This window comes from Skermanella sp. TT6 (genome assembly GCF_016653635.2).
GTDB classification, from domain to species: domain Bacteria; phylum Pseudomonadota; class Alphaproteobacteria; order Azospirillales; family Azospirillaceae; genus Skermanella; species Skermanella cutis.
In genome coordinates, this window is the sequence record NZ_CP067420.1 from 5,499,322 (window position 1) to 5,511,629 (window position 12,308).

General features: G+C 67.2%; 9 protein-coding genes. All 9 read right to left on the reverse strand.

Going from position 1 to position 12,308, the window contains the following annotated elements; genetic code table 11:
• Window positions 1-38: 38 nt before the first annotated feature.
• The 9 genes from IGS68_RS25600 to IGS68_RS25640 all read right to left on the reverse strand — a co-directional run bounded on the left by IGS68_RS25600 (window position 39) and on the right by IGS68_RS25640 (window position 12,302).
• Complete coding sequence (locus IGS68_RS25600) at window positions 39-779, reverse strand: DUF1217 domain-containing protein (protein ID WP_201075434.1); 741 nt, start codon at window positions 777-779, stop codon at window positions 39-41.
• A 31-nt stretch (window positions 780-810) separates the two neighbouring features.
• Window positions 811-1,218 carry a flagellar biosynthesis regulator FlaF gene (locus IGS68_RS25605; RefSeq protein WP_201075435.1) on the reverse strand — a complete coding sequence of 136 codons (408 nt, stop codon included), beginning with the start codon at window positions 1,216-1,218 and terminating at the stop codon, window positions 811-813.
• Window positions 1,219-1,356: 138 nt separating this feature from the next.
• On the reverse strand, window positions 1,357-2,178 hold the full coding sequence (locus IGS68_RS25610; RefSeq protein ID WP_201075436.1) for a flagellin: 822 nt from the start codon (window positions 2,176-2,178) through the stop codon (window positions 1,357-1,359).
• Window positions 2,179-2,573: 395 nt separating this feature from the next.
• Window positions 2,574-4,199: an FkbM family methyltransferase gene (locus IGS68_RS25615; RefSeq protein ID WP_201075439.1), complete on the reverse strand. Its 1,626-nt coding sequence runs from the start codon at window positions 4,197-4,199 to the stop codon at window positions 2,574-2,576.
• Window positions 4,200-4,339: 140 nt separating this feature from the next.
• Window positions 4,340-5,338, reverse strand: coding sequence for a dihydroorotate dehydrogenase-like protein (locus IGS68_RS25620; protein ID WP_201075440.1), 999 nt, complete (start codon window positions 5,336-5,338; stop codon window positions 4,340-4,342).
• A 27-nt stretch (window positions 5,339-5,365) separates the two neighbouring features.
• Window positions 5,366-8,959, reverse strand: coding sequence for a pyruvate:ferredoxin (flavodoxin) oxidoreductase (gene nifJ / locus IGS68_RS25625; RefSeq protein WP_201075442.1), 3,594 nt, complete (start codon window positions 8,957-8,959; stop codon window positions 5,366-5,368).
• Window positions 8,960-9,021: 62 nt separating this feature from the next.
• A complete protein-coding gene (locus IGS68_RS25630; RefSeq protein ID WP_201075444.1) occupies window positions 9,022-10,743 on the reverse strand; it encodes an IlvD/Edd family dehydratase in 1,722 nt (573 codons plus the stop codon).
• A gap of 36 nt (window positions 10,744-10,779) precedes the next feature.
• Window positions 10,780-11,301 carry a GNAT family N-acetyltransferase gene (locus IGS68_RS25635; protein ID WP_201075445.1) on the reverse strand — a complete coding sequence of 174 codons (522 nt, stop codon included), beginning with the start codon at window positions 11,299-11,301 and terminating at the stop codon, window positions 10,780-10,782.
• 29 nt (window positions 11,302-11,330) lie between these two features.
• The gene (locus IGS68_RS25640) at window positions 11,331-12,302 is read right to left on the reverse strand and encodes an Rpn family recombination-promoting nuclease/putative transposase (protein ID WP_201075446.1); all 972 of its coding nucleotides are present in this window, start codon (window positions 12,300-12,302) and stop codon (window positions 11,331-11,333) included.
• Window positions 12,303-12,308 lie beyond the last annotated feature (6 nt).

Genomic DNA, 12,308 nt, shown 5'->3' on the forward strand with positions numbered 1-12,308 from the left:
AGCTCCAGGCCGAACCGTCCGGCGGCCGACGGGGTGTTTCAGGCAAAAAGGTTCAGCTTCCATTGCTCCGGGCCCGCCGACACGGACGTGTCGTCGGAGAGCATCAGGAAGCGCTTGGCCATCTTGTCGACGAATTTCGGATCGCTCAGGTCGGAGATCTTCAGGCGTTTCTCGATCGCGGCGGCCTGCGCCTCGACCGACTGGTTGGCGATCTCCAGCGGCAGGCCGAGTGCCGTCGTCACGACATGGCGCAGGCGCTGGTCGCCCAGGATGTCGTAGGCGTTCTTGACGCCGGCCGCATTGTCCTTCAGGTACAGGGCCAGGGGGACCGCCGAGTTCTGGGTGGCCAGGCCGTCGTTGTACCGGCTCTTGACGTAGAGTTCGGCCAGGTCGTCCTTGGTGCTTTCCCGCTGGATCTGCCCAAGCCCCTTCTCGCCGAACTGGAGCAGGCTGGCCGCCACCTTGTAGCGCTTGTCGGGCAGCCTGTTCATCAGGGCGTCGGAATCCTCGGCCTTCTGCGTCAGGGCCTTCCTGATCAGGCCCATCTTGTCCGTTTCCTTGCCGAGATCCACCGCGTCGAGCACGAACTTCGTCAGGCGGCGGTCCTTGAACAGGTCCTCGACGGATTTCACGCCCTGGATCTTGTCGCGGAAGTAATCCACCTCGGCCTTGACGTCCTTCCGGGCAGCCATCTTCTCCAGCGCCGTGTCGCCCTGCTTGAGAGCGAGCTGATAGGCCGCCATGGCCGGCATTTTGTAGAAGACGATGCTGTTGGACATGGTCGGGCTCCCGGAGGGTGGAACGATCCCCCTACGCGCCTTGGCGCAGGTTCTGCGACACCGCCGCCATCGCTGCCGGCGACATTTCGGGCTGCGCCGCGAGCCCCTCGATCATCTGCGTGTTGATGTCGATCAGGAAGTCCACGTCCAGCATGCCGGTGGCGTTGTCGTCGATCTCCCGGATGACGGTCTGCCCGATGGAGATGATCTGGGCGCGGAGCGGTGCCGGCAGGCGGTTCTGGTCGTCCCGCAGCAGGTTGACGATGGTCTGCCAGAGCAGCCTGTTGTCGGACGCCGCCCTGACGAGCTCCAATCCGTCCGGGTTCGCCTTCCCCTCGATCAGGCCGAAAGTGACCCGCTTGAAAAGGTTCGCCTCCTGCGAGCGATAATCCTTGTTCATCATCGCCGCTTGTTTATAGGCATTGAGCTTCGGGTTCATTGCCACTTCCGTTCAGGACCGCTTCCGGTGATGGTTTCTACGAGGGGAGGAAATGCTGGAAAGTACGGGAAGGAACCGGGAGGTTTCCGCCCGCGCCTTCCGGGCCGGTGGCCGGGAAGGCGCGGGCGGGAACGACCCTTAGCGGAACAGGCCCAGCAGGGACTGCGGGGACTGGTTGGCGATCGACAGCGCCTGGCTGGAAAGCTGCTGCTTGACCTGGAGGGACTGCAGGCGGGCGCTTTCCTTGGCGAGGTCGGCGTCGACGATGGCGCCCAGGCCGGTGTTGGTCGCGTCCGCGATCGCGTTGTTGAACCCGATCTGGTTCGTGACCCGGCGGCTGTCGGCGGCCAGCTGGTTCATCGCCTTGCCGAGATTGGTCATGGCGTTGGCCATACCGCCGGTGGAGGCGATCATGGTGGCCGCCTCGGTGGCGTTGGTCGCGTTGCCGAGCTGGTCGTAGACGGCGGACGTCAGGTTCTGGGCGGTGATGGCGATGTTTCCGCCATCGACGTTGGAAATGATCTTCTGGTCGGTGGAGCCGGTGCCGATAAGGTTGATGTCGTTGTATTTGGCATCGGCGATGAAGTTCTTGATGTCCTCCTTCAGCGTGTTGTACTGGTTCTCGTAGTTCGTACGGTCGGAACCGGTCAGCGCCTCGTCGGCCAGCTTGGTCAGGACGGCGCGGACGTCTCCAAGGGACTTGGAGATGTTTTCACCCGCCTTGACCGCGACGTCGATCATGCCCTTGCCGACGGCGAGACGCTCGTTCACCGCGCCGATCGCCTTGACGTCGCTGCGGATTCCTTCGGCGACGGCATAGGACGCACCGTCGTCATAGGCGTCGGCGACGTTCAAGCCGGTGCTGATGCGTTTCTGCGTCGACGACAGGGAGTCGCTGACGCTGTTCAGGTTCTTCAGGGCAACCATCGCCCCGATGTTCGTATTGACTGAGTTGGCCATCCGAGCCTCACGTTTTGGATTGAAACGGCTTTCTGCCGCCGGACTAGATTGATCTCGACTCGTAAATAAAACGTGAATACCTGCGTATTATGACTTCCGTACTATGGAATAGATCTGAGTTTTAAAAGGTAATCATATAATTTTGTTTTGCCGAAACTAGGTCGTTTATCTCTCCATTGAGATTTTTACTCGTGTTGCGGGTAAATTGGCTTCTTGAAGAATGATCGGCTGCAGGTTGACGGTCCTCATATGCAAGAAACGGGTTATGTTTCCTCGATATGTCTCTTTAGGAAGTATGACCAGGAAAACCTGCTACTCGAAGTAGAGCGCTGCGCCGCATGTCCCGCGGGGTGCCGAGAGGCCGGCGATCGGCCGCCTCGGGCGCCGCCATGACGTCAGGCGTCGGCCAGGGCGCCCCGTACCGCCAGGATATCGCTGCGGTCCTCCGACACGAAGCACCTGAAGCCGTTGCCATACAATGTCGTCAGGCATTCCCGCTTTTCATCCGCGGGAAGGTTGCAGATCTCCACGATCGCCACCTGGGTCCCCAGGGCCATGAAATCGACTTGGCGCAGAATCGCCATATCCGAACCTTCGGCGTCGATGGCGACCAGATCGACCGTGTCGAACGAGTGCCTGGACAGGATCTGACCGAAAGTGCTGCATGCCACGGTTTCCGTGGTCAGGTGCTTCCGGATCGACGCGAAGTCGGCATCGGAAACAAGGTTGCCGCCGATCGCGTTCCTGTCGTCGTAAAGCGATGAAATGCCCATCGCCCAAGGGGGAACCAACCCGCTCTCGACGGCCTCGACGGGAACACGCCACATCGGGCGAGGCCGGTCATCCGGTGCGATCGCGCAGTTCTCGAAGATCAGACCTTCGCATCCCTCATAGTTCCTCTTCAGCCTCTGGAACATATCCGGCAGGGGCTCGATGAGGATTCCGTCCCATCGATATTCCTTGATGGCGTGGTGAAGATGGTCGAACAGCAAACCGTCCATCGCGCCGACTTGAACGAAATTGATGTATCCAAGGGAGTTCAGTTTCTTGAACGTGTTCTCCATGAATCTTCTCGTGAACACCCCATCGACCGCGCAACCCTCGCCGATATCGAAGTTTGCCGATCGCGCTCCATCTGTATGCCCGCCGAAAGTGAGATAACCTTTCTTCAGGATGCCCGTCGTCGTCTCGATGAGGAAAGCATCCCTCTTCGTGTTGTCGGCCAACCCCATGATGCCGATTTCTTCGTACGGCAGGAAAGGTTCGACGAATTTCTGCTTGCCCTCGTCGAAAGCCGGCACCCTGCTGTTGCACACCCAATGGCAATAGGCCGGAAGCAGATGCGTTCTTGTCGGCGTGCCATGGACGAGAACATTCAAGGCGGTCTGCTCGATCTCCCGGAAGACGGCGGAACCCAGGCCCTTGGCAATCAGGAGCTGCCATTGCGCCCAGTGCGGCGCGGTGCTCCGGCCGCAAAGCGCGCCTGCGGCCACCACAGGGAAACGGTAGAGTTTCTCGGCGACTTCCTCACCGAAACCCTTTGCGTACCATTCTCGCTGGAATTCCATGAGGTAGGAGTTCCCGATCGCCGGCCCGTACGCCCTGTCCGCGGTGGGCACGACGGCGAAGCCGTCCTCCCTCGCACCCGCCTCGAACAAGTCCAGCACCTGCGCGTTCTGAAGCCAACTGTCAGCGTCGATCCAGAAGATGAACTCGAAGCCGGGAAAATACCTCGGAAGGAACGGACGGCAAACCATGGCCTTGAACCACTCGGGAAGGTCTGCGCCTTTCATTTCCTCGAAGGGCCACTCAGGCCGGACGATGATCGCGCTCTTCCTGTCCAGATAAGCTCTTTCGGAATCCGAAAGGCCGAGGTCGAGAATGCCCAAGGCACGGCCACGCAATCCCTCGACCGTTTCAAGCGATTCGACCAAGCCTTTCAAAAGATCAAAATAAGCGGAGTTGGCACCGGAAACGATAATTTTACTTGATTTCTCAGAATGATACGGGACTGGTGCCACGAGTTTTACTCCAAGATACATCGTAGCTGCCAGAATATTGGGGTATGGTTAAATATGCGTGAACCATCGTTTCCCCGGCGAGCGACGACGATCCGCGAGCCCCGGAGCTCCGGGCAGTCCTCATGTATCCAAACAGGCAACTATCCGTCGGCCCGCCAGCCCTGGAGCACGCGCATGTAGTTCGCCCGCTCGAAAGCGGCCGGGTCGGGGCAGCGCCGCAGGTTCATGCTGCCCTGCATCTGCTCCAGGGAGGCATAGCCGCGCTCCTCCATCCAGCGGCGCAAGCCGTCCACCAGGACGGTCAGGTGCTCCGGTCCGTGGCGCAGCAACGCCGACACCGTCTGCACGGCGTGGGCTCCCGCCATCACCGCCTTGACCACGTCCTCCACCCGATGGACCCCGCCCGACGCCGCCAGCGCGGGCCTGATCCGGCCGGACAGGATCGCAAGCCAGTGCAGGCGCAGCAGCAGTTCCGACGGGTCGGAGAGTTGCACCCGCGGCGTCACCTCCAGCGCCTCGACGTCGATGTCGGGCTGGTAGAAGCGGTTGAACAGCACCACCCCGTCGATGCCGACATCCTCCAGCCGGCGGACGACCGCGGCGACGCTGGAGAAGAAGGGCGACAGCTTCACCGCGACCGGGATGGCGACCGCGCGGCGGACCGCGACGGCCACGCCGAGCAGCCGGTCCTCGACCACCTGCCCCGGTTCGCCGGGATCGGCGGCGACGGCATAGACGTTCAGTTCCAGCGCGTCGGCGCCGGCCTCCTCCATCAGCTTGGCGTAGCGGATCCAGCCCGACCGGCTGACGCCGTTCAGGGAGGCGATCACCGGCACGCCGACCGTGCCCTTGATCCGGCGGATCTGCTCCAGGTAGCCCTCGGGACCCAGCGCGAAACCGTCGAGCGGGGGCAGGTAGCTCAGCGCTTCCGCGAAGCTGTCGGCGGAACGCTCGGCGGCGTGGACGGCCGCGAGCTGTTCGCCGGAGATCTGCTCCTCGAACAGGGAATGCATTACGATGGCGGAGGCTCCGGCATCCTCCAGCCGCCGCACCATGTCCAGGTCGTCGACCAGGGGCGACGCGCCCGGCATGATCGGATGGGGCAACTCGAAACCGAGATAGCGCGTGCGCAGATCCATGACCGCTCCCCTCCGCTCGATAGGTGATCAGTCTGCCGCCGGCTCGACGAACCCCGCCATGTGGCGGTAGAGGTCCAGGCGCAGCCTGTTCTCGGTCTCCGCCGCCTTGAGCAGCCGCCGGAACCGCTCGGGGTCGTCGCGCCGGACGACGCCGAAGCGGGTTTCGTTGGCCATGAAGTCGGCCAGCCGCGCCTTGGGCGGGCCACTGTCCAGCTGGAGCGGCGGCTGTCCCGCCGCCAGCCGGCGCGGATCGTAGCGGAACAGCGGCCAGTGTCCGCTGTCGACCGCCAGCTTCTGCTGGTCGAGCTGGTGGCACAGGTCGTACCCGTGGGCGACGCAGGGGCTGTAGGCGATGATCAGCGACGGGCCGGGATAGGATTCGGCCTCCATGAAGGCCTTGACCGTCTGCGCGTCCTTGGCGCCGAACGCGACATGGGCGACATAGACATGGCCGTAGGCCATCGCCAGCATGCCCAGGTCCTTCTTGCCGACCGCCCGGCCAGCCATGGCGAACTTGGCCGAGGCGCCGAGCGGCGTCGCCTTGGACTGCTGGCCGCCGGTGTTGGAATAGACCTCCGTGTCCAGCACCAGCACGTTCACGTCCCGGTCGGACGACAGCACGTGGTCCAGGCCGCCATAGCCGATGTCGTACGCCCAGCCGTCGCCGCCGACGATCCAGACCGACTTGGGCGCGAGATAGTCGGCCAGAAGCTCCAGCCGCCGTGCGGCGAGGCCGGCGATCCCGGACAGCTGCCGGCGCAGCTCGGCGACCGCCTCCCGCCGGGCCTTGAGCGCTGCCTCCCCGGCGGGCCCTTCCGCCAGCAGCCCCTGCACGAGGCCGTCCGGAAGCTCATGCTCCAGAGCCCGCAGCAGCGACCTGGCCTGGTCGCCGAGCTGGTCGATCCCGACCCGGATGCCGAAGCCGAATTCGGCATTGTCCTCGAACAGGGAGTTGGCCCAAGCCGGCCCGCGCCCGTCGGCATTGGCCGCATAGGGCGTGGTCGGCAGGTTGCCGCCATAGATCGACGAGCAGCCGGTGGCGTTGGCGATGACGGCGCGGTCGCCGAACAGCTGGGTCAGCAGCTTGACGTAGGGCGTCTCGCCGCAGCCGGCGCAGGCGCCGGAGAACTCGAACAGCGGCTCGAACAGCTGCACCTGCTTGACGTTGTGGGGCACCCGCTCGCGCGGGACCTCCGGCACCTGCCGGAAATGGTCCCAGAGCGGCCGGGCCGCCGGGCGGACCGTCTCGGCGGGGCGCATCTCCAGCGCCTTGCGCCGGGGATTGCCCTTGTCCTTGGCCGGGCAGACCTCGACGCACAGGGTGCAGCCGGTGCAGTCGTCGGGAGCGACCTGGAGCAGGTACTTCGCCCCCTGGAACTCGTCGCCGCGATAGTCGAGCGCCGCGAAGCCTTCCGGGGCGTCCGCCAGGTCGGCGGGTGCGGCGGCCTTGACCCGGATCGCGGCGTGCGGGCAGACCATCGCGCACTTGTTGCACTGGATGCACAGCTCGGCGTTCCAGATCGGGATCTCGGTCGCGATCATGCGCTTCTCGTAACGCGTGGTGCCCAACGGCCAAGTGCCGTCCACCGGAAAGGCGCTGACCGGCAGCCGGTCGCCGTGCCCGGCGAGCATCAGCGCCGTCACCCGCTTGACGAAGTCCGGCGCATCGCCGGGAACCGCCGGCGGCCGGGGACGGCCCGTGGGCCGGGACGGAACCGGGACCGGCACCAGATGGGCAAGCGCCTCGTCCACGGCGGCATTGTTGCGGCGGACCATCTCCTCGCTACGGCGGCCGTAGCTCTTCTCGATCGCGGCGCGGATCCCGGCGATCGCCTCGTCGCGCGGCATCACCTCGGACAGGGCGAAGAAGCAGGTCTGCATGATGGTGTTGATGCGGCGCCCCAGCCCCGCGTCACGCGCGACCCGGCTGGCGTCGATCGCGTGGAGCCGCAAACCGCGCTCGATGGCCAGTTCCTGGACCTCGCGCGGCAGCCGGTCCCAGACCTCCTCCGGGGTGCCGGGAAGGTTCAGCAGCACCTGGGCGCCCGGAGCGGCCAGCTCCAGCACGTCGGCCCGCTCCAGCAGGGGGGCGTGGTGGCAGGCGACGAAATCCGCCTTGCGGATCAGCCAGGGAGCCCTGACCGGCTGCCGCCCGAAGCGCAGGTGGGAGACGGTGGTGGCGCCGGCCTTGCGGCTGTCATAGACGAAATAGCCTTGGGCATGGGCGCCGCTGTGCCCGGCGATGATCTTCAGCGAGTTCTTGTTGGCCCCGACCGTCCCGTCCGAGCCCAGGCCGAAGAACACCGCCCGCACGGTGTCGGGCGGCTCGATGTCGAAGTCCGGGTCGAACGCCAGCGAGGAATGGCCCACGTCGTCGGTGATGCCGACGGTGAAGCGCCGCTTCGGCTGCGGCCCGGCCAGTTCCTCGAATACCGCCGCGGCCATGCCGGGCGTGAACTCCTTGGATGACAACCCGTAGCGCCCGCCGATCACGACGGGGCGGACGGGGAACTCCGCCGGGGCGTCCGCCAGCGCCGCGACCACGTCGAGGAACAGGGGTTCGCCGACGGAGCCCGGCTCCTTGGTCCGGTCCAGCACCGCGACCGCCCGGACCGTCCTCGGCAGTGCCTCCAGGAATCCGGCGGTGTCGAAGGGCCGGTAGAGCCGGACGGTCAGCGCGCCGACCTTGTGGCCGCGCGCCGCCAGCCAGAGCGCCGTTTCCCGCACCGTCTGGGCGCCCGATCCCATGGCGACGACGACCCGCTCGGCGTCCGGCGCGCCGTCATAGTCGAACGGGGCGTAGCGGCGGCCGGTCAGCGCCGCGAAGCGGTCCAGGACGCCGCGGACGATGCCGGGGCAGGCCTCGTAGTAGGGATTGCAGGCCTCGCGCGCCTGGAAGAAGACATCCGCGTTCTGCGCGGTGCCGCGGATCACGGGATGGTCGGGGGTCAGCGCGCGCCGGCGCGGGGCGTCGGTCGCGTCCCCGTCCAGCAGGGCCCGGATCTGCTCGTCCTCCAGCACCGCCACCCGGTTCAGCTCGTGGGAGGTGCGGAACCCGTCGAAGAAATGGATGAAGGGGATGCGGGATTCCAGGGTCGCGGCATGGGCGACCAGCGCCATGTCCTGCGCCTCCTGCACCGAGGAGGATGCCAGCATCGCGAAACCGGTCTGGCGGCAGGCCATGACGTCGGAATGGTCGCCGAAGATCGACAGGGCGTGGGTCGCCAGGGTGCGCGCCGCCACATGGAGCACGAACGGCGTCAGCTCGCCCGCGATCTTATAGAGGTTGGGGATCATCAGCAGCAGGCCTTGGGACGCCGTGAAGCTGGTCGCCAGCGCGCCCGCCTGGAGCGCGCCGTGGATCGCCCCGGCGGCCCCGCCCTCCGACTGCATCTCGACCACCCGGGGGACCTGTCCCCACAGATTGGGCAGCCCCTTGGCCGCCCATTCGTCGGCCAGCTCGCCCATGGGCGAGGCGGGGGTTATGGGGTAGATCGCGATGACCTCGCTGGCCCGGTACGCGACCGAGGCCGCGGCCTGGTTGCCGTCGATGACCTCGCCGGCCTGCGTCCGGCCCTCCCCGGAGCTGCGTGCGATGGAGACGGACCCGTCGTCGGGCATGGCATCCTCCCGCTATTTTCCGCCAGCATCGGCGGAAAGCGGGAGCGCCGCATTGATATCGGTCAAGATCGCGGGGGAATCGTCCTCGTGGGCGCCGGCCGGAGGAAGTCGAAGTCGCAGCCCTCGTCGGCCTGGAGCACGCTGTCCAGGTAGAGCTTGCGGTAGCCCCGCGCCGGCGGCGCATGGGGGACCGGCACGGGAGTGCGGGCGGCCAGTTCGGCCTCGTCCACCAGCAGGTCGATCCGGCGCGCCGGAACGTCCAGGCGGATGCGGTCGCCGGTGCGGACCAGGGCCAGCGGGCCGCCGGACGCGGATTCCGGCGTCACGTGCAGGACGATGGTGCCCGACGCGGTTCCGCTCATCCGCCCGTCGGAGATCCGCACCATGTCGGTGACGCCCTGGCGGGCCAGCTTGCGCGGGATCGGCAGGTATCCCGCCTCCGGCATGCCGGGAGCGCCCTTCGGACCGATGTTCTGGAGCACCAGGATATCGTCGGCGGTCACGTCCAGGTCGGGATCGTCGATCCGGGCGGCGAGGTCGGCGGCGCCGGCGAAGACGACGGCCCGTCCCGTGTGGCGCATCAGCCGGGCCGACGCGGCCGACTGCTTGACGATGGCTCCGCCCGGCGCCAGCGTGCCGCGCAGGAAGGCCATGCCGCCCTCGGGATGGATCGGGTTCTCCAGGGTGCGCACGACATCCTGGGGCCAGGGGCCGGGTGCCGCGTCGATCGCCTCGCCCAGGGTCGATCCTGCCACGGTCGGGCAGTCCAGGTGAAGCAGCGGCCTCAGCTCCCGCAGGATCGCGGCGAGCCCGCCGGCATCGTGCAGGTCCTCCATGTAGTGGCGGCCGGACGGCTTGAGGTCGACCAGGACGGGCGTCTCCCGGCCCATGCGGTCGAAACCCTCCAGGTCGATGCGGATGCCCAGGCGCCCGGCCATGGCGGTCAGGTGGATGATCCCGTTGGTCGATCCTCCCGTCGCCAGCAGCACCCGGAGCGCGTTCTCGAACGCCCGTTCCGTCATGATCCGGTCGGGTGTTATGCCGTCGCGGGCGAGGCGGACCGCGGCGGCGCCGGTCGCCTCCGCGTGGCGCAGCCGTTCCGACAGGACCGCCGGGATCGCGGCGCCGCCGGGCAGCATCATGCCCAGCGCCTCGACCGCGAGCGCCATGGTGCTGGCGGTCCCCATGACCGAGCAGGTGCCGGCGCTGGGGGCCAGCCGGTCGTTGACCTCCGCGATCTCGGTGGCGTCGATCTCGTCCGCGCGGTAGCGCGCCCAGAAGCGGCGGCAGTCGGTGCAGGCGCCGACCCGCTCGCCCCGGTGGCTGCCGGTCAGCATCGGCCCGGTGACGAGCTGGATCGCGGGCACGCCGGCGCTGGCCGCCGCCATCAGCTGGGCCGGGACCGTCTTGTCGCAGCCGCCGATCATCACCACGGCGTCCATCGGCTGCGCCCGGATTATCTCCTCCGTGTCCATGGCCATCAGGTTGCGGAGGAACATGCTGGTGGGATAGGCGAAGGACTCATGGAGCGACACGGTCGGGAAATCCACCGGCAGGGCGCCCGCCAGCATCACGCCGCGCTTCACCGCCTCGATCAGGTCGGGCACCGTGCGGTGGCAGGCGTTGTAGCCGCTGTAGGTGTTTACGACGCCGACGATAGGCCGTTCCAGCGCGTCGTCGGAATAGCCCATGGCCTTGATGAAGGCCTTGCGCAGGAACATGGAAAAGCCAGCGTCGCCGTAGCTGGTCAGCCCGCGCGCCATGCCGGTCTTCTTCGTCGTCATCCAGAGCCCCCTACCCTCCCGTGCGGTCCGGGGAGGCTAGGCAGAATGGACGGACCGGTCCAGCGTAATCACCATATAGGCCGCGTCGTCGCCATACGACGCCAGCTTGACGGCCAGCGCCGCGTCGCCGGGATGGACCGCGAAGCCGCGCCGGCGCCAATAGGGCGCCGACCGGTTGACGGCGGTCAGGGCCAGCGCCGGCAGGCCCCGGCGCCCGGCGAGGTCGCGGAGGATATCGACCAGCGACTCCCCCAGCCCGAGCCCGCGCGCCTCCGGCAGCAGGGCCACGTCATGGAGGTAGAGGCAGTCGGCATCGGGGGGCAGCCCGCCGAGCAGGCTGTCGAGCGCCGGCGGGCGGCCCAGCGTGCCTGGATGGCTCACGGCATAGCCGAGCACGCTGCCGTTTCCGTCCCGGGCGATCAGGCAGCCGGCAGGGAACAGGGCCAGGCGCTCGGCCGGCACCTCGGGGGACTCCGGGTAACCGGGGTGGACGATCTCGGCGATCCGCTCGACCGTGGGCAGGTCCGCGGGACCCATGGGACGCCAGTGTGCCGACATGCCGGACCGATCCGTTCCCGGCCGGCGCCTCAGCCGAGCCGAAAGTCGGGAAAGACGTCGGCGAGCGACCGGGCGTCCATCAGGCGATCCATGTAGGCGTCGAGCTGGTCGATGGTCGCCGAGGCGATCAGGCGGTCCACGTCGGCCGGCAGGTCGCCGAACCGGCGCTTGAGCTGTCGCGACAGCATCTCAGCCTTACCTGCGGCCATGCCCGCGGCCCTGCCTTCGGCCTTCAGTTCGCGCTCCCAGATCTTGATCCGCTCCGACAGCATGTCCTGAACCTCCCCTAATCCCGACGGGACCGCCACCGGCCCGTCCCCGCCAACCAGCGCCGCCACGGCCTGGGCCACCACCTCGCCGAAGGCCAGCTTCAGCGAATCATGGTCCGCATGCCCCCGGAACCAGCCGATCACCTCGCCGACCAGTCCGGGCAGCTCGGCGGGCCGGGTGCAGGTCTCGATCCGGAAGAGCAGCGCCACCAGCCCGTCCTTCCGGGCGAGGTCCTCGGCGCCGAGCCTGCCCTCGTCGATGAGATGATAGCGGATGCCCGGCTGCCAAGGCCAGAGCGCCGCGTCGGGGGCCAAGCCCATCAGGCCGGCGGCGTCGAGCGGCGCGTTCCACGGGGCCTCGCCGTTGTAGAGCACCACCGGCAGCACCGGCGGCAGGGGCGAGCCGGGCGGCAGCTTCAGCTCCCGGATGAGATGCTGCCACAGCAGGCCGACATAGACCATGACCCGGATCGCCATCCACCAGTCGGAGCGCGACTGGAACTCCAGCATCAGGTAGATGTGGACGACCTCGCCGGACAGGGTCGGCACGCGCCAGATCAGGTCGCCCTCCCGCCGGCGGCCGTCGCGGGCGTGGAACTTGGCGTTGACCCGTTCGATGCGGGTGAAGTCCAGCCCGGCGGCGACGTCCTCCGGCACGAAGCCGCGGATCAGCTGCTCGACCATCAGCGGGTGCGAGAAGAGGCGGTGGTACAGGCTGTCGGAGGCGGGCATCGGGGC